Consider the following 16800-nt stretch of genomic DNA (forward strand, 5'->3'; position numbering starts at 1 on the left):
AACTAGCACTACAAAAACAAACATGAGTCATCCCGAATTTTGATAAAATAGGGCAGCCAGACAATGATGAATGGCAAGACGTAACCTGTAGAGCGGTATCGAAGCATTTCGGTATCGCTCTCCTGTTCTATGACACCACCGCCGAAAGAATAGATTTATCCAACTTCCCCAATTTCTGAGAATGCTCAGTAAAAAGTCGTAGACTAACATTACAATAGCCATTAACTTCATTCGATTATCCCAAAACCACAATCGAGGAGATTGCATAGCTAGTTCCGATTTGCAGAATCGAAAGCCTTGTTCTGCTTCCCATCGGTGGATATAACTAAACATGACTTCCCATGCTTGAGCAGCTGTTTCAATGGGTAAGGAGGTAAGCAAATACATAGGGCCATTATAATTGTGCTTATCCCTTACAATGATTAAATATAGCTGATTTTCAGGGTATTCGAGGTGATTTACAGCAGCCCATGCGATAGAGACTTTTTTGAGTTTCTTGCGGTTTTTGTCCTGCACTATTTTACTGCGTACTCCTTTGAAAGATCGCGCTAATAAATGGGTTTTCTTAGCCCCCTTGACAGCGTGATTTAGTAGGTGATTTTTCTTCCATCGAATAACAAAATGTTGCTCAAATTTNAAGAGGTATCTAAGCATTTTTTCGTTAGCATATCCCCGGTCAAAGACATGAAGTACGGCGTTTCCTACTTGTTGATTTATCTTTCGGAGCAAGCAGAAAATAATATTGTCAGGATCTTCCTTGTGCTTACCTCGTGTCGTCCACCAAGTCATTTGACATACACTAGGAACACCACCTAAGTGAGATAGGAAAACACCCGTCCAGTTAAATCCAGGAACACAAATACGTTTAGAAGGAGGATCATAATAGCCCGGTCTTATTCTCGTTAGCCTTTTCGCTTTACTGCTAAATACACTACAAAGACCTTCGGAAAACCAACTTTCGTGTTTTTCAATACAGCTATCGTCCCATAACATCAGTGGGCGTTTACCATCAAGACACAAGGATTTTATCCGACTGGCGCTACGATTAAATAAGAAATCATCAATCAAATCCGATGACCACTTTTTACTACGCAGGAGATTGCTAATTCGTTTAGTACCAGCGGGAGCGTGATCCATTCCACATATATACCCACCTAACTCACTGAGCAACAATCCCATTGCGCGATCTCTAAACAACAGAATAGTCACGAATAAATCAAAAAAGGTTCGTACTAAACGTTTATCAATCTGTTCGTCTAATTGATGACGAAAATCAAAAGTGTAGCGATCTATTTGATTTAATAAAAAGGAACTCGCGTTTTGAACACTGCTAGACTTTGACTTACTTTGTAGTATCTCTAAAAACATAGGCCTTTTGAGTTGTTCTTGAAGTGTGGTTACTCCTCGAATTTACTCAAAAGGCCTTTTTTGTCAAAACCGACTAAAATTCGGGATGACTCATGTTTCTATTTAAAACAATAAACCAAAAGCTTTACAGCTCCAAGTCCACATCATGTTCCTCGTGCCATTCCAGGCCGTGCTTGCCCAGTACCTCCAGGAATGGATCTGGATTGAACTCTTCAACGTTCTTCACGCCGACACCGCCCCACTTACCAGTCACCACCATCATAGCGCCCGTCATCGCAGGTACGCCCGTGGTATAACTCACGCCTTGGGCACCGGTTTCCTTGTAAGCCGCTTCGTGGCTACAGTTGTTCCAGATGTAGTAAGTCTTTTCTTTACCGTCTTTGACACCACGGATACGACAGCCAATGCTCGTCTGGCCTGTATAGTTTTCGCCCAGATCACCGGGGTCAGGCAATACCGACTTCAAGAATTCCAACGGAATAATTTCCACGCCTTTGTGCATCACTGGCTCAATACCAGCCATACCTATGTTCTGAATAACGCGCAGGTGGGTCAGATACTCATCACCAAAGGTCATCCAGAAGCGGGCCCGCTTGAGGGTAGGGAAATTTTTCACTAATGATTCCAGTTCCTCATGGTAGATGAGGTAAGAATTCTTGGGGCCTACATCCGGGTAGTTGAGCACCTTCATAATTTCGTGGGGCTCCGTCTCTACCCACTGGCCATTTTCCCAGTAGCGGCCTTTTTGCGTCACCTCACGAATATTAATCTCGGGGTTAAAGTTGGTCGCAAAAGCCTTGCCGTGATCACCAGCATTTGCATCAACAATGTCCAGATAATGGATTTCGTCAAAGAAATGCTTGGCCGCTCGTGCAGTAAAAATACTGGTAGCACCAGGGTCAAAGCCACAACCCAAAACGGCGAGTAAACCTGCCTCTTTGAAGCGCTCCTGATAGGCCCACTGCCAGCTATACTCAAATTTGGCTTCGTCTTTAGGTTCGTAGTTGGCCGTATCCAGATAGTGTACACCTGCCTCCAGACAAGCATCCATGATCGTCAAATCCTGATAAGGAAGTGCTACATGAACCACCAATTTGGGCTGGTACGAACGAATGAGCGCTACCAATTCCGGCACATTTTCGGCATCCACCGCAGCTGTTTCTATATTGGTATAACCTAACTGCTGCCGAATATCTTCTGCAATAACGTCGCATTTAGATTTGGTACGGCTAGCCAGCATAATTCCCGAGAAGACGTCCGGATGTTGAGCACATTTGATAGTCGTCACCCGACCTACTCCCCCGGCACCGATAATGAGTACTTTAGACATGTAAATTATTCTGTTTGATGGTTGTTGATTAGACCTACAAAACTACACATTTTCCTCCGGCTTACCCACTTCTCAAAAATTAGGATCAATAGATTTTGTTCTGATTATTTGGGGCCATGCCGGTATTCGCATTGCTGCGCAAACGCTCCTACGGCACCGGGCTGTCCACCGCTCTATCGAGGAGGTTACCATCCCTTGTCCTTGGTCCCTACCGGGCCCCGCGCTCCGGCCTCACGGCCTGCGCACTAAATTAGGTTTATACAGCGGCTGAATTCGTAAATACGCCCTGAGATCGTACATTAAAAACCAAAAGACCAGTTAACCAATCTTTTGGTTTACTGCCCTTCTTAAGTGCCCTTATAATCTCTCGTATGGTTCAAACCCCGAAGTAGTTAGAAAACTACCTTAAGTGCCTTTGGTGGTAAAAAACCCCTATAAAACCAAAAAATAAGCACCTAGCAGCACTACGCTATAAAATAGCCACCACTGCCAAGGCGTATAAACCCGCCACGAAAGGGCATATTTCTTTTGTACATAAAAGATCAGTAGTGCCTTCTCTGCACTAAAGGCGAACACAGCTGCCAGAGCAACACCATTTAACCCTAGCAAAGGCACCAACAGGAAGCCCAACAACAACTGCAAGCAAAAGCTCGCCACTGCAAAGAAAGGAATCAAACGCGTATCCTGCTTGGCCACCAAGACCGTGCGCGCAAAAAGCAGGTGAGCAGAGGTCAGTAACAAGAAGGTGCGAAACAAAGGGACACTATCCTGGTAATCCGCCGAAAACACTAGCGGAAACCACCAATGCGCCGTAAGAAGCAGTAAGATCGTGAGCGGAAATAGTAAATGATAAAGTTTTACAGACTCTTCTCGAAGGTCTTTTAGCCCATTTTCAAGATGATGGGCAATCGCTGGAATCAATGCACTCCCCAATGCACCAGCTAATGCCGAAAGCAAGGGAAGTTCACGGGCTCCATAGCGGTAAAGCGCAAAAGCCTCCGTATCACCTGCAAAGAAATAACCCACTAACCAAGGCCCTAAAGATTGATTCAACCCCGCCACCAGCGCATAAAGCCCCAGCGGCCAAGAAATTAGCCACCAACTATTGAGTATTGCACCAGACCAACGCCAACGGCCATGCTGAATGACAAAAAAAAGCAACCAGCACCACTTGAGTATTCCAACTACCGCCAGCGACCAAAAACTATAAGCAAAATCATAACCAAGAAAGAGCGGTAAAGCCACCGCTAACATCTGGGCACCCGCACTGAATGCACCATACAAAACCAAGGTCAGTTTGCGGTTGGTAAGCAAGTAAAAATGCTCCTGCAAGCTCGCCGTCAGATTGGTAACCAGAAAGACGATAAAAATACCTAAATAAGGAAGGGAGCTACGTTGCACCAACAAAGGCAACAAAAAACTATCTGCCGAGAGCAGTAATAGCGCTAAGCCTAAACCTACGCCCGTAAACACAACAAAAGACTGAAAGAAAAGCTGTTGCTGTTGGGGAGGTGGTAGCGTCGGGTACTGGCTCAATAAACCTTGCATGAAGCCAGATACCCAGAAAAAGGTAAGCAAGTAGCCCAGATAGGTAAGCATTTCATAGTTACCTACCTGGGCTACGGACAATGGAGCTTTGGCCAAAGCCACCGCAATAACAATAAGCCCGCCCTGGCGCATCAGCTGAAACAACTGGAATGCACGAGCGTTGGTCAAGCTATTCTCAATGGTAGCAAATCGGCCCAATAATTTTATTTAAGTATTTCTTCCTGTTCTGTAAATTCTACCCCATAGTGCTTGAGCTCTTCAAGAACGGGTTCGTAAACCTCTTTCATAACAGGGATCTGTACACCCGTAGACTTGATCTTGCCTTCTGCAATAAGGCCTACAAAGATTCCCATCGGCAACCCGACCAACCGAGCCATAGCTGTATCATCTTCACCATCTCCCTTCATCACCATGGAGGAAATCAGCTTATGCTTCTTGCCATTCAGCGAGTAGATAAACTCGTGCTGCATAATGATCATGTCCTTATCTGTAGGCTCTAGTTTCCATTTTTCCAGCAGAAGATTTTCCAAAATCAGGGCTGGCGTGGCATTTGGAATCTTAATCTTGCGTTTGCTAAACAAACCAAGCCATTCCAGTTTCTTCATTACCTCTGAATTGGGCTTCTCCTTGATCATGCCAGCAATACGGTCTTTCACAGAGCTATTCCCTTCGGGCGCAAAAGCTTCCATGAGGGAATGGTAAGTTAGTTTATCACTATTGAGAATAGGAAAATCTGCATCTGTTAAACCAATCTTGACAAGTGCATTCCAGGCCGCAGAATAACCAGGGTATCGGATAGTACCTCGCAAAATTGTAGGAATATTCTTAAGGCCATATTGTTCGCGATACAAGAGACTGTCACGATTAGCGTAAACTTCAAAAGGCCCCATCCCTGGCACCTCTATATTCCACGTCTTACGAAACAAGCGATTGTACGGGATAAACTTGTACTTCTTCTTACGTAAATACTGGGCGGTGCCTTGGCCTGCGAGTACGACGTTGCGTGGATTCCAGGTAAACTTGTAATGCCAGGGGTTGTCGTCGCTTTCAGGGGCTACTAGGCCGCCAGTGTATGAACGGAACGAAAGCAACTTCCCTCCTTTTTCTTTGATTTCATCGATCTTTTGCATCGCCGACATGTGATCAATTCCCGGGTCGAGGCCCATTTCCCCCATAAAAATGAGTTCACGATCACGAACTTCATCTCCCAGGCTGTACATTTCTTTGGAAACATAAGAAGCCGTGATGAGATGCTTATTGAGCTTGATACAATCCTGAGCAACTTCTACGTGTAAATGGGCTGGCAATAACGAGACGACTACATCAGCTCTGCTAATGAGTTCTTTACGGTCGTTGACTTTAAGTACATCTAGCCAAGCGGGGCGGCCATTAGGATGGCCATTTACTTTTGCATCAGCCAAAGCAGGATCAGCATCTGCTACAGTGACAAACCACCCTTTTTGCTGGGCCTTTTCGAGTACGTAATTGATTAATGCGCCGGAAGAGCGGCCTGCACCTATGATGAGGATGCTATTCATATCTGAACAGTATTTTTTTTGAGGATATCAGGCGTAAGATACTACCTTTAGGAATAATATGGTTGACTTAGTTTCGTTTTTACGCTAAGTCTACCATAATTAATACTGGTTTAATACAGTCTCTAAGAGCGCTTTATTTTATGCAGCCCACTATATAAGAATCTTATGCCCGACCACAACCACAGTCTTCAAGTTAACTGGCAATCTGTTAATGCAGAAGCACTACCTCAAGCAGATCAAATACTGTTAGCCGCAGCAGCGGAAGCATTGGACAAAGCATACGCTCCCTATTCAAATTTCCATGTTGGGGCCGCAGTTTTGCTCGACAACGGCGAAATCCTTTCAGGCGCCAACTTCGAGAATGCGGCTTATCCGATGTGCCTGTGTGCCGAACGCAGCACCTTGGCAACTGTCATTTCCACTTATCCGGAGGCTAAAATTTTGCAAATGGCCATTAGGGTTAGAAACCCTCAAAAGCCTGTTTCACAACCAGCTGCTCCGTGTGGGGCCTGCCGCCAAGTGATGGTCGAAGCAGAACATCGGCAAAGTGGTGACATCAAAATACTGCTGCAAGGTGAAAGCGGGCCAGTATATGTATTGGCCTCCGCCAAAGTTCTCCTCCCCTTCTATTTCGACGGATCTTTTTTAGGGTGATGATAAACGCCAAGATGGGTATTGTGCCGCCCCTCCTCTCTGTCAGCAAAAAACTTTTTGAGGGTAAACACCGAGGAGGTAAAGGCAATCTCTTCCCAGGGAATTTCCGCTTCGCTAAACAATTGAGTTTCTGAACTTTCAGGGCCTATTCCGTACTTGCCATCAGTGAGTTCAGCCAGAAAATGAATATAAATCTGGTTAATCTGAGGCAAGCTATACAAGCTGTGTACTCCACGAATCGTTACGCGAGCTTCTGCCTCTTCCCATACCTCTCTTATTGCTCCTTCTTCAACAGTTTCTCCGTTTTCGAGATAACCACTAGGGACATTCCAGTACCCTTCCTGAGGGGCAATAGCCCGGCGGCAAAGCAATACTTTATCTTCCCATATCGGCAGGCACCCCGCTACAATATTAGGATTGGAATAATGGATCGTATCACACGATTTACAGACAAATCGTGGGCGATTATCACCTTTAGGGATTTCTAAGACCGGGCCTGGGGCTCCACAATGGCTACAGTAATTCATTGGTTCCATGGTTCCAGTACTTACTCCACCACAGTTATTTGTCCATTCTCACCAGAGAACTGGAGTAACTCTTCCTTTACATTAATCACCTCAAAAGCAACCGGGCGGGCTTCAAAGCGAACATCTACTTTGGAGCCTGCTTTTACCTTTGGTGTAAAACAAATATCAAACAAGTGAGCATCAGCAGGAAGTGTGACCCCTCGCAACGACTGATGTATCCAACTAAGGGCTACCACCCCTAACTCGGAATGCGTATCGCCGAAATTCTGTGGCCCAAGGTCTGTCAGTTCCAGCTTATCGACTTTAACATATTCCAGCTCTTCGGGCTCCCAACGGATAGAAAACTGCAAGCCGATTAAATCCGCAAAACCAGTAGCCGTAATCGGCAGACAGGTTTCCTCGCCTGCTTTGACCTCGCCTTTGCCCATTACCAAGGTAAGCGTTTCATTGATGATAGGATTCCTTGGCGAAGAAGGAGCCTGTTGGTCGCCAGAAGCAGGTGCAGCTGTGCCAGAAGTTGTTTTAGCCATCTGCTCGACCTCTGCTTTTGCTTGTTCGCGAACGGCATTGTCTCCTCCACATTGAAAGAAAAACATGGACATAATCAGGAAAGAAAGCAATTTCATAAACATATATACACAGGATTTTATGCCTCAAAAGTAAGAGGAATTTGCTACATAATGCTAATTTCGCTATACTGTAAACTGAAATAGAGCATTACCTATGAAAATTTTCACCATACTCGCTGTCTTAAGCACCCTATTGGCTTTCTCTTGTGTTCCCCAGCAGCAATACGCGGAGCTGGAACAAACTTTGGAATACTACAAAGGAGAAGCACTGGCCACCGATAGTATCCGTGCCGTCAATCAGGCCATAGAGTCTGACAACAACCAAACGCAGGCTGAATACCAAACCATGACCCGCAAGTTGGAACAATTAACGGCTACCAACATTAGCCTGAATCGCAACTATCAAGATGTTGTTCAGCGTTACAACAACCTGGTAGGTGATAATCAAAAGGTATTGGCCACCACCAGCTATGAAACTCAAACCCTGGAAGCAGAATTGGCACTCCGCCAGGAAGAACTAGACCGTAAAGAGCGCTCACTGACAACGATGGAAAGCCAGCTACGAAGCAGAAATGCAGAACTCCAGCAAATGGAAGCTCGTGGAGCTTATAATTCGCCCACTGGTTATGATGCAGTCCCCGACGCTCGCTACAATCAATTAAGCGCAGAAAAAGCAAGCATCGATCAACAGCGGGCAGCACTCGTAAATTATTTCCAGCGCGTATTGGTAGGTTTCCCTAATGACGAAGTTAATATTGAAACGAGCCTAGAAGGCGTGGTACTCACGCTAAACCAAGCCTTGCTTTTCCCGCAAGGAGAATCAAACGCCGTACACTGGAAGGGCCGCCAAGCTTTGCAGCAAATTGCCGTTGTACTTCGTGACAACCCAGAGCTACCTATCCTGGTTATCGGGCACGTAAACCCAAGTAGCAATATCGACTACGATTGGGAAGTGAGCGTAGACCGCGCACTAACAGTCGCTCGTGATCTGGCAACCTTTGGTGTTGATGCAGGGAGGCTTACGCCTTCCGGAAAGGGCAGTAACCAGCCCATCGTACCCGCTACCAATGCCCGCGCACAAATGGTCAATGGCCGTACGGTTATTGAAATTCCATTGGCGTATTTGCAGTTGCTGAATAGTTTAGGAGGAAATTAGAAGGTGTTTGGTACTGGGTACAATGTACTAGGTATTAAGTATGATACTCCGAGACCAGAGGGTGCAGATTCAGACGTGCCTTTTCACCTATATGGTATCAGGATCTCCATGGCACCTCTCCGAGGTCTTTACAGCACCTCGGAGAGGTGCCCCATTGGTAGCTATAGTCCTTTCATTAACCTATTCGACCTCGGAGAAGGTCGCACAATATTATGCGCAGTAAAGACCACCTCTTTCACCTGATCAAATCTTTGTCCAAGTCGGAGAAGCGGTACTTTACCCTGGATGCCAAAAAGAGTGGCCGCAAACAAAGCCGTTACCTGACACTCTTCAAAACCATCAACGATCAGGAAGAATTCAGTGAAAAGCCGCTCAAAAAGCTGTTTGGCTCCAAACTAGGCGATGATAAAGCACGACTTTACGAAGCGATCCTCCGTTCCATGCGGGACTATCAGAGCAAAAAATCCTATAAAACCCGCATTAAAGAATTATTGACGGATGCCAAAATCCTGTTCGAACGCAAGCTCTACGAGCAGGCCGAAAACCGATTGGCAGAAGCAAAGGACTTGGCTTTGGAATTGGAGGATCATCTGGCGGTGCTGGAAATTAATCTAAGGCAGCGGCAACTGATGCGTGGTTCACTAGACCGTGATTATCAGGAGCAAGTAAAAGAGCTTACCAGAGAAAAAGATTATCACATTGAAATATTGACCAAAGAATTCTGGCTACATGATAATTATGATAAGCTCTCCATCGATTTTCTTCGTTACCCACAGCGGCTAGCAAATGAAGAAATTTCAGTGCTTGCTGAAAACTATCGAGAAATCCTTAGTCTTGAGTCTAGTCAACTCCAATCCTTTCACGCCAAATGGAGACTTCATCAATTTCTAGCGCTTTTTTACCGTCTAAAAGGAGACAGTGAGCAAGTGTTCAACCAATACCTACAAACGGTAGAAACCTGGAGAAACCACGACAAATTGATTTCGGAAAATTTTGTCCTCTATGTTGGTGACTTTTCTAATCTCTTGTCTGCTACCTCTAGAAATCCTGACATCTTTGATTCTCTTCCTCGCTTGCTGACTGAACTAAAAAGCCACGAGGCACCCAATTATCAAGGTAAAACCTTACTCTTTGAAAGAATTGCTATTTATGACTTGATATATTTGCTAAACAAGCCAACAGAAGATATCAATGAGAGTTTACGGGATCTCACCAAGGGAATCAAACAATACGACCTTACTCCAAGCTCGCATCTTAGTATTCATTTCAATACGATCTTACTACTTTTTCTCAATGATAGATTTGAAGAGTGTATGGAATGGTTGGAGAGTTTGAAACCGCTATTACGCAAAAACCTTGATTTAAGGAGAGATATCCATGAAGGCAGCCAAATCATCTATCTTTTGGCTATACATAGTCTTGGAGACTTTGATAAAACAGAAAACACACTTCGATCAGTAAACCGCTATTTTAGTAAGCTACAGAAATCAAATCTATTTTCTTTCTACAAATTAATAGCGAACAGTATCCAAAAACTACAAAAGAGTAGTTCAAGAAAGGAAGAGAAAGAAGTGTTAATTCAGCTAAAGGAACAAATATCAAGCTTACCAAGACCAGTGCTAGCTGGTCTTGACGAGATTTCACTTCTATGGATTGAAAGTCAGGTTTTGGATAAGAGTATAAAATCTTTAAGGCTGCAAAAACGCAGTTAGCAACTCTTGCTTAAAAGAAAGTTATACCAAATTGGTTAAAACCAGTTCATCTTCTGCCCAATTTATCCTTACTACTTTTTTGTTATCTAAATCAAACATTTGCTCAGAACAAGTGCCATCATCAGGAGCTTCTAAGTGAATAACCACATCATCAACGCCAATAATACCCAGCGCTTTATGTTTGGAATTATAGCTAAGGTTATACTGGCTATTCTCCCCAGCCTTAAACGTATACTTTTTGTCTACCGGGCGAGTACGTGCTACTTCGCCACCTTCAACAGCACCTGCTACACCAAGGTCGGGAGCATCCTGTGGAACAGGTAGCGTACTACCTGTAGCGACTACCAGTTGGTCACCAAGCAAGCCCACCAACACCCCTTGCGGCACGGTAAGATCAAAAGAAATCGCCCGACCATTGTCGATCAGGTAAAGGGTTTTCATATCCGAACTGAGGGAGATAGAATTGAGCATAAATGTAGTGTGTTTGTCCTTGTTGCTGAAAAGCACGTGAAAAGTATCAATGGGTGCATCACCAGGTGAAGGTAGGCCATCATCAGGATGATCTAACTTGGGAGCCATCGCAGGTTGTGGAGGCTTACTCGGGGTGTTTTTTGTAACGATGGGTGGCTTTTCACCACCTGCAAACCAACGTTTAATACGATCCCAAAAACTCATAGGGGTAGCGTGCTATTAAAAAAATCATGGCCTTCTCTGGCCCGGGAACAATAATTCAGCCAAAGGTAAAAAAAATGACCGCATAATTTTTTCATTTTTTCTTAGCGCGGCTTGGCCTAATGTGACGGAAAAACATTGGCAGCCTCCAGATATGCCTGACCAAACAATTCGACATTTACCCCCGTGGATTGCTGCTGCTCTTCAAAAAAGTAGACCAGGTGTTCCATTGGCATATTTCCCGTAAGGTCATCTTTGGCCATTGGGCAGCCACCGTAACCACGAATCGCACCGTCAAAACGTATACATCCCGCATCAACAGCAGCGGTCACCTTCTCCTTCCAAGCATTGGGTGTAGTATGAAAATGCGCACCGATCTCAAGTTCAGGATAAGCAGGGATCAACTCATTAAAAAGATAGGAAATACTAGGCGGCTTGGCCACCCCTATCGTATCACTAAGCTGAAAAATTTTGATATCTAATTGTGATAATTGTTCCACCCAGTGCATGATGGTCTCTGCGTTCCAGGGGTCGCCATAAGGGTTACCAAAACCCATCGAGAGGTAAAGCACCATCTCTTTATCGTGCTGTTTGCAAAGCGCCTGGATTCTTTTCACCCTTTCCAGGGATTCCGCTATCGTAGCATTGGTGTTCCGTAATTGGAAGGTCTCTGATACCGAAAAAGGATATCCCAGATAACTAATTTCGGGAAAAGCCACAGCAGCTTCCGCTCCACGTTGATTGGCAACAATCGCCAGCAACTTGGTTTTTGTACTGGACAAATCAAGCAAAGAAAGCACCTCCGCCGTATCTTTCATCTGCGGAATGGCTTTAGGGCTTACAAAGCTGCCAAAATCAAGGGTATGAAAGCCGACTTGTAAGAGTAAATTCAGATATTTGGCCTTGGTTTCCGTGGGGATGAAAGTTTTCAAACCTTGCATTGCATCACGGGGGCATTCGATCAATTTGATCATAAATGGGTTATACTTGTTAGGTTTTCTAAAAGTTATCAGAAATACTAAAGTCTTATGACTAAAAATAAAACGTTTTTAACCATAATCGGGTTTCTTTTTGTTGTAATTGGTTTTTTAGCAATTTTTCTAAACTTCGTTGGAGTCGACTTTGCCTTTCTTTATTGGCTGAGGTCCTTTGGCGGCCTAGGGGCCTTTATGACCAAAATCTTGATAGTCCTTACCGGGTTCGTTCTCGTTTATTTTGGCCAAGTTGATTTAGATAAGGAAGAGATATAGGGAAATCGGAATTGGGAGGTGGGAAGTCGGAATTAATAGAACACGCGTACAAAATGAGAAATGTTTCCAACAATTTATTAGTGCGCATTAGCTTGGTTCTTCTCTGTCCTTAAGAACCAACAATATTTCCGACTTCCCACCTCCGATTTCCGACTTCAAAGCATACACCTCTTGTAAGGTTAGTTCGCTGTGCTAATNCTCCATCAAATAATAGAACCATGTCTAATCCTATCATTCGCCCTATCCAGGTTACTGATAACAAACGGGTAGCCCAAATTATTCGTCAGGTAATGACCGAATTTAGTTGTGTAGGGCCAGGTTTTTCTATCGAAGATCCTGAAGTAGATCAAATGTACGAGGCTTACCAAAGTAAGCAAGCTGCCTTTTTTGTTGTTGAACACTTCGGGGAGGTACAAGGTTGTGGAGGCTTCGGGCCACTCTCAGGTGGAGATGGTGTTACTTGTGAATTGAAGAAAATGTATTTCCTTTCTGAGTTACGCGGCTACGGAATGGGGAAACAATTGCTCAATCATTGTATTGATACAGCTACCCAGCAGGGCTACCAAAGAATGTACCTCGAAACGGTGAATCGTATGATTTCCGCCAACGCACTTTATCAACAAAGAGGATTTCAGCCACTAGCAGCGGCTGAAGGAGCCACAGGCCACAGTAGCTGTGATACTTATTATGCCTTAACATTGCGCAAAAAGTAATCACCTAAGTGCTTGCTCCGCCAACGGCCAAAGTAATATTTCCTGATTAGGATAATCTATTGCTACTCGGTAGTTGGATAAAAACTGGTAACCTAATAGCCCATCAAGAGAGGATTCTTCATCCATATTAAGGTGAGACAGGTCCAAAAAGAGAAACTTACTGGAGAATTCAAAACTTCCTGCTTTTACTCCTTCCAGATAGGCGGCCTCTACCTTTTGAATGCCTTGATCTAAACCCTGAATTTCTTCGGTAGGTCTTTGCTGTAATGTGCTAGCCAAATGAATGGCACAAGCTCTGTCTAGCAAATTAGTGGCGGCTCCTGTATCTATTCCTAAACGGAAGGATTTACCTGCGATTACCACCTCAATAACCGGAAGGTGATCGTACAACTCAAATGGAATACGTGCGGAAGGTGCTGCTAAAGCAACATTCATCCTGTTTTTTAATAACAAGAGTTGATTCCGCTGGTAATCAATAAAGAGGGTATTATTTTTTAAGAGTTCGTAGCCAATCATTCCTTCAACATCAGCATCATGCAATTTATCCAGGTGGCTAAGATCAAGTGTGATAGCTTCTATGTTACGAATAGTGCGGTTTGCCCAAGAAAATTTCTTCACCGGCTTTACACCAACAACTACGCCCTGCGAACAGGACTGCGCTTGATAATCATCGGTAATATCTTTTGGAATCTCGTTTATCACTAAACCAGGCGCCCCCGTATCGAGAATAAAATCTCCGGATTGGCCATCAATTACACCTTCCAGGTAAATCATTCCCCGTTCGAGCTTAAAGGAAAGTGTAATAAGGTTATCGGTGATCACCATTTCCTCATTGATGGGGCGAACAGGACTGTTCAGATAAGCGATACTACGCTGGCTATGCAGCATGCTACTCCCTAAAAGGATAAAAAATACTATTTGCCATAACTGTCTCATATTCCTGTTCTTCTTGAAAAAAATCGGTAAACATCGCTTTGAACAGTGTTTCGTTTACACAAAGATAACTAAATATACACTTTAATTTTACTATTAGTTAACAATGAATTAACATAATTAGTTTCAATACAGTAACTTTTAGATAATAATGGCGCTTCCCCCAACGCTAGGCCGGCAATTTCTTCTCATGCGTTCTAAGCTCCCCCAAAGCAAGAAATTTGCTTGATTTTCTGGTCTTTTTCACCCCAAAGAAGGACATTTAAGAAGGGAGGATACTGATCCGATAGATGGGAATAAACACGAGGGGGGTATGACGGAGGAAAACCTACGCTACACCGAAGGAGCTAAACCAAAAGATTAGTTAACTGGTCTTTATGTTTTTAATACCTGATCTCGGATAGGTCAAGTTTAACCACTGCCATATAAACTTAGCGCGCAGGCCTTTAGGCCGAAGCGCGGTGCCGGGACGGCGCAAGGACAAAGGATGGGCAGGAGCGGTAGCGACCGACAGCCTGGTGCCGTAGCGGTGGTTGCGCAGCAACACCGCTACCGGCATGGCCTATAGAAATTACAATGCATTCGCCATTATAGCCACTACTATTCGCATAAATACATTCATGCATTTACACAACACTAACAGCGTCTCTAAAAGTCAGCTTTTACCCGAGCTACCAGCGCATTTACAGCTTCTACGCTATTGGCTTCACCATAAATGCGTACGATAGGTTCGGTATTTGAACGGCGCAAATGAATCCAGCCTTCAGGAAAATCCAACTTTAGGCCATCGATGGTATTGATAGCGGCCTCGTGTTGGTATTTCTGCTGGATATGCTCCAACTTTTTCTCTACATCCAAGCTTGGTGAAAGAGCGACTTTGTCTTTAACCATGAAGTAATCGGTATAAGTTGCGCGCAACTCATTGATAGACTTGTCTGCCCACACCATATTACTGAGCACCAGGGCGGTGCCAATCAGTGCATCACGGCCAAGGTGTAACTGGGGGTCGATGATGCCACCATTTCCTTCGCCGCCAATGACCGCCTGCACTTCTTTCATCTTGTTGACAACGTTCACTTCTCCTACTGCTGCTGCATAATAGGTTTGCCCATGCTTGTTGGTGATATCGCGTAATGCACGACTGGAAGACAGGTTGGATACCGTAGGTCCAGCCTGGTGTTGCAAAACATAATCGGCTACCGCTACCAGAGTGTACTCCTCTCCTATCCATGTTCCACCGGGGCCCACAAGTGCGAGACGATCAACATCGGGGTCAACAGCGATGCCCAGGTCGGCCTTGCTTGATTTGACCTTTTCGCAAAGTTCCGTTAAATGCTGGGGCAAAGGCTCGGGGTTGTGCGCAAACTGACCGTTCATCTCAGCATTCAACACTTCTACCTCACAGCCCAGGGCCTTGAGTAGAGCGGGAATGGCCAAAGCACCGCTGGAATTAACAGCGTCTACAACGACCCTAAAGCCTTTTTCTCTGATTTCGGCAGCTTTCACCAAAGGATGAGCAAGGACTTTTTCGATGTGATAATCCAACAAGTCATCATTTTGTACGTAAGTGCCCAAGTCATCTACGGCAGCATAATTTACCGCCCCCTGATCTAATAGTCCCAGGAGGGTCTTGCCATCCTCCGCAGAAATAAATTCTCCGGTTGCATTGAGTAATTTCAGCGCGTTCCACTCTTTGGGGTTATGGCTAGCAGTAAGGATGACCCCCCCCCCTGCATGGAGGTGAGGTACTGCCATTTCTACGGTAGGAGTCGTAGAAAGGCCCAAATCGACAACGGAAATCCCCAATGATTGCAAGGTTGCGGTTACCAGTTGGGTCACCATCGCTCCCGAGGGGCGGGCATCTCTGCCTATAACGACTTTAGGAGCAGCTCCGGTTTGTAGCAACCAACTCCCATAAGCAGCTGTACATTCTACAATATCCTGAGGAGTCAAATTTTCTCCTGCTTTTCCACCGATGGTTCCCCGAAAACCGGAGATAGACTTTATAAAGGCCACGTATTTCTTTTTTGTTAGGAACAGCACAAAACAAGTTGAGTCTTTGTTTTTGCGCAATACTTAGGTCGGCAAAGATACCCGGACTGTATTTATTAGCCAACAATTTTTATGTTTGCATTATGGAGCAACTTATTCAACTCGACTATTCCCTATTTGAATGGATTCATCACGGCTGGCAACATCCCTGGCTAGATGCCATAATGCCCTATTGGCGGGAAAAAACCACCTGGATTCCGCTTTATCTACTGCTCGCAGCCGGGTTGATTTATAAATACAAGTTGCCAGGTCTGTACTATTTACTCGCGCTGGGAGTAGCCGTAGGCATAGCTGATTTTAGCAGTAGCCAATTGATAAAAAAATCCGTAAAACGCCCACGCCCATGCAGAGAAACTGCATTGAGCCAACCTACTCGAGACGTTGGGGTGCATTGTGGAGGTGGTTATAGTTTCACCTCCTCTCATGCGACCAATCATTTTGCGGTTGCTATTTTTCTTTTCCTGGGATGGGGGCGTCGTTGGAAAAAATGGAGATGGTTGCTTATCTTCTGGGCAGCCAGTATTGCACTTGGGCAGGTTTATGTAGGGGTACATTACCCGCTTGATATCACCTGTGGGGCGCTGCTAGGCAGTTTCATTGGCTGGGCTGTATACAGAATATATGAGCGGCAAAGGTGGCGAATACCAGATTTTTGCGACAGTTCTGTGCCAAAAGCATAAATATTAATCACATTTTTAAGTACAACTCGTTAAGTTAATTGTATATTGAGTAGTCTATACTCAAACGGCAAGCTAACTGATCAAGATTGTTTTTTACT

15 protein-coding genes are annotated in these 16800 nt (G+C 44.7%); 5 read left to right on the forward strand and 10 right to left on the reverse strand.

Annotation, left to right across the window (positions count from 1 at the left end; genetic code table 11):
- Positions 1 to 27 precede the first annotated feature (27 nt).
- The 4 genes from A3EU_RS0100905 to A3EU_RS0100920 form a co-directional block, all read right to left on the reverse strand.
- Positions 28 to 1368, reverse strand: coding sequence for a transposase (locus A3EU_RS0100905; protein ID WP_020534232.1), 1341 nt, complete (start codon positions 1366 to 1368; stop codon positions 28 to 30).
- 124 nt (positions 1369 to 1492) lie between these two features.
- Complete coding sequence (locus A3EU_RS0100910) at positions 1493 to 2698, reverse strand: saccharopine dehydrogenase family protein (protein ID WP_020534233.1); 1206 nt, start codon at positions 2696 to 2698, stop codon at positions 1493 to 1495.
- A 432-nt stretch (positions 2699 to 3130) separates the two neighbouring features.
- The gene (locus A3EU_RS0100915; protein ID WP_020534234.1) at positions 3131 to 4444 is read right to left on the reverse strand and encodes a hypothetical protein; all 1314 of its coding nucleotides are present in this window, start codon (positions 4442 to 4444) and stop codon (positions 3131 to 3133) included.
- Between the two features lie 5 nt (positions 4445 to 4449).
- A complete protein-coding gene (locus A3EU_RS0100920; protein WP_020534235.1) occupies positions 4450 to 5784 on the reverse strand; it encodes a saccharopine dehydrogenase C-terminal domain-containing protein in 1335 nt (444 codons plus the stop codon).
- 165 nt (positions 5785 to 5949) lie between these two features.
- Between A3EU_RS0100920 and cdd the strand changes: the two genes are divergently transcribed.
- Positions 5950 to 6438 carry a cytidine deaminase gene (cdd, locus tag A3EU_RS0100925; RefSeq protein WP_020534236.1) on the forward strand — a complete coding sequence of 163 codons (489 nt, stop codon included), beginning with the start codon at positions 5950 to 5952 and terminating at the stop codon, positions 6436 to 6438.
- On the opposite strand, the gene A3EU_RS28950 is transcribed toward cdd, so the two are convergent.
- Entirely contained in the window at positions 6411 to 6965 is a 555-nt protein-coding gene (locus A3EU_RS28950) for a zinc ribbon domain-containing protein (protein WP_044085357.1), read from the reverse strand. The two genes, cdd and A3EU_RS28950, sit on opposite strands and share 28 nt — an antisense overlap.
- 20 nt (positions 6966 to 6985) lie before the next feature.
- A complete protein-coding gene (locus tag A3EU_RS0100935) occupies positions 6986 to 7597 on the reverse strand; it encodes a hypothetical protein (protein WP_020534238.1) in 612 nt (203 codons plus the stop codon).
- Between the two features lie 91 nt (positions 7598 to 7688).
- Between A3EU_RS0100935 and A3EU_RS0100940 the strand changes: the two genes are divergently transcribed.
- Positions 7689 to 8690, forward strand: a complete 1002-nt coding sequence (locus A3EU_RS0100940) for an OmpA/MotB family protein (protein ID WP_020534239.1) — start codon at positions 7689 to 7691, stop codon at positions 8688 to 8690.
- A 212-nt stretch (positions 8691 to 8902) separates the two neighbouring features.
- Positions 8903 to 10402, forward strand: coding sequence for a hypothetical protein (locus A3EU_RS0100945; RefSeq protein ID WP_020534240.1), 1500 nt, complete (start codon positions 8903 to 8905; stop codon positions 10400 to 10402).
- Between the two features lie 21 nt (positions 10403 to 10423).
- Here the strand turns inward: A3EU_RS0100945 and A3EU_RS0100950 are convergent, their stop codons facing one another.
- Positions 10424 to 11077 carry a hypothetical protein gene (locus A3EU_RS0100950; protein WP_020534241.1) on the reverse strand — a complete coding sequence of 218 codons (654 nt, stop codon included), beginning with the start codon at positions 11075 to 11077 and terminating at the stop codon, positions 10424 to 10426.
- Positions 11078 to 11193: 116 nt separating this feature from the next.
- Positions 11194 to 12048: a hydroxymethylglutaryl-CoA lyase gene (locus tag A3EU_RS0100955; protein ID WP_020534242.1), complete on the reverse strand. Its 855-nt coding sequence runs from the start codon at positions 12046 to 12048 to the stop codon at positions 11194 to 11196.
- 494 nt (positions 12049 to 12542) lie between these two features.
- Here A3EU_RS0100955 and A3EU_RS0100965 point away from each other — a divergent pair, with 494 nt between their 5' ends.
- On the forward strand, positions 12543 to 13037 hold the full coding sequence (locus A3EU_RS0100965) for a GNAT family N-acetyltransferase (RefSeq protein ID WP_020534244.1): 495 nt from the start codon (positions 12543 to 12545) through the stop codon (positions 13035 to 13037).
- On the opposite strand, the gene A3EU_RS0100970 is transcribed toward A3EU_RS0100965, so the two are convergent.
- Complete coding sequence (locus tag A3EU_RS0100970; protein WP_083937201.1) at positions 13038 to 13973, reverse strand: aspartyl protease family protein; 936 nt, start codon at positions 13971 to 13973, stop codon at positions 13038 to 13040. It lies immediately after the preceding gene.
- Between the two features lie 645 nt (positions 13974 to 14618).
- Positions 14619 to 15986, reverse strand: a complete 1368-nt coding sequence (glmM, locus tag A3EU_RS0100980; protein ID WP_020534246.1) for a phosphoglucosamine mutase — start codon at positions 15984 to 15986, stop codon at positions 14619 to 14621.
- Positions 15987 to 16105: 119 nt separating this feature from the next.
- On the opposite strand from glmM, the gene A3EU_RS0100985 reads away from it, so the two are divergent.
- Positions 16106 to 16702: a phosphatase PAP2 family protein gene (locus A3EU_RS0100985; RefSeq protein WP_020534247.1), complete on the forward strand. Its 597-nt coding sequence runs from the start codon at positions 16106 to 16108 to the stop codon at positions 16700 to 16702.
- The last annotated feature ends 98 nt before the right edge of the window (positions 16703 to 16800 follow it).

The organism is Lewinella cohaerens DSM 23179 (assembly GCF_000379805.1).
Classification (GTDB): Bacteria; Bacteroidota; Bacteroidia; order Chitinophagales; family Saprospiraceae; genus Lewinella; species Lewinella cohaerens.

What these genes read in the sequence shown, in the direction of transcription:
- A3EU_RS0100950 (WP_020534241.1), bottom strand. Translation starts at nt 11,077, where the DNA reads ATGAGTTTTTGGGATCGTATTAAACGTTGGTTTGCAGGTGGTGAAAAG.
- A3EU_RS0100970 (WP_083937201.1), bottom strand. Translation starts at nt 13,973, where the DNA reads ATGAGACAGTTATGGCAAATAGTATTTTTTATCCTTTTAGGGAGTAGC.
- A3EU_RS0100940 (WP_020534239.1), top strand. Translation starts at nt 7,689, where the DNA reads ATGAAAATTTTCACCATACTCGCTGTCTTAAGCACCCTATTGGCTTTC.
- A3EU_RS0100985 (WP_020534247.1), top strand. Translation starts at nt 16,106, where the DNA reads ATGGAGCAACTTATTCAACTCGACTATTCCCTATTTGAATGGATTCAT.
- A3EU_RS0100965 (WP_020534244.1), top strand. Translation starts at nt 12,543, where the DNA reads ATGTCTAATCCTATCATTCGCCCTATCCAGGTTACTGATAACAAACGG.
- A3EU_RS0100920 (WP_020534235.1), bottom strand. Translation starts at nt 5,784, where the DNA reads ATGAATAGCATCCTCATCATAGGTGCAGGCCGCTCTTCCGGCGCATTA.
- cdd (WP_020534236.1), top strand. Translation starts at nt 5,950, where the DNA reads ATGCCCGACCACAACCACAGTCTTCAAGTTAACTGGCAATCTGTTAAT.
- A3EU_RS0100955 (WP_020534242.1), bottom strand. Translation starts at nt 12,048, where the DNA reads ATGATCAAATTGATCGAATGCCCCCGTGATGCAATGCAAGGTTTGAAA.
- A3EU_RS28950 (WP_044085357.1), bottom strand. Translation starts at nt 6,965, where the DNA reads ATGAATTACTGTAGCCATTGTGGAGCCCCAGGCCCGGTCTTAGAAATC.
- A3EU_RS0100910 (WP_020534233.1), bottom strand. Translation starts at nt 2,698, where the DNA reads ATGTCTAAAGTACTCATTATCGGTGCCGGGGGAGTAGGTCGGGTGACG.
- A3EU_RS0100935 (WP_020534238.1), bottom strand. Translation starts at nt 7,597, where the DNA reads ATGTTTATGAAATTGCTTTCTTTCCTGATTATGTCCATGTTTTTCTTT.
- A3EU_RS0100945 (WP_020534240.1), top strand. Translation starts at nt 8,903, where the DNA reads ATGCGCAGTAAAGACCACCTCTTTCACCTGATCAAATCTTTGTCCAAG.